Source organism: Testudinibacter sp. 'clade 2' (assembly GCF_006227735.1).
In the GTDB taxonomy this organism is placed as follows: domain Bacteria; phylum Pseudomonadota; class Gammaproteobacteria; order Enterobacterales; family Pasteurellaceae; genus Chelonobacter.
This window is the reverse complement of the sequence record NZ_VDHB01000237.1, coordinates 1-611: the sequence shown is the minus strand read 5'-3', so window position 1 is coordinate 611 and position 611 is coordinate 1. Positions and strand designations below refer to the sequence as shown.

1 protein-coding gene is annotated in these 611 nt (G+C 48.8%); it reads left to right on the top strand.

What is annotated here, in order from left to right:
• The coding region (locus FHQ30_RS12935; RefSeq protein ID WP_500692276.1) for a ribonucleotide reductase barrel domain-containing protein at positions 1-611 on the top strand (611 nt) is incomplete at both ends.

The window sequence follows — 611 nt, the reverse complement described above, 5'->3', positions numbered from 1 at the left end:
TAAACATTTCCAAACCGCAGTCAAATCCTGCTCGCAAGGCGGTGTGCGCGGCGGTGCGGCAACAGTGTATTACCCATTCTGGCATTTAGAAGTCGAAAGCCTGTTGGTGCTGAAAAACAATCGCGGCGTGGAAGACAACCGCGTGCGTCACATGGATTACGGGGTGCAACTGAACAAATTGATGTATCAACGTTTGATCAAAAACGGCAATATCACCCTGTTCAGCCCATCAGATGTGCCGGGCTTGTATGAAGCGTTCTTTGCCGATCAAGATCGTTTCGATGCGCTGTATGAAAAATATGAAGCGGACGAGTCAATTCGCAAGCGCACAGTTAAAGCCAGTGAGCTGTTTTCGTTGCTGATGCAAGAGCGTGCCTCAACCGGACGGATTTATATCCATAACGTCGATCACAGCAACACCCACTCGCCGTTTGATCCGGCAGTTGCACCTGTGCGTCAATCCAATCTGTGTTTGGAAATTGCCCTGCCGACCAAACCGTTACAGCATTTCCATGATGAAAACGGTGAAATTGCGCTGTGTACTCTGTCGGCGTTCAACTTAGGCAAAATCGAACATTTAGACGAATTGGAAGAGTTGTCAGAACTGGCAG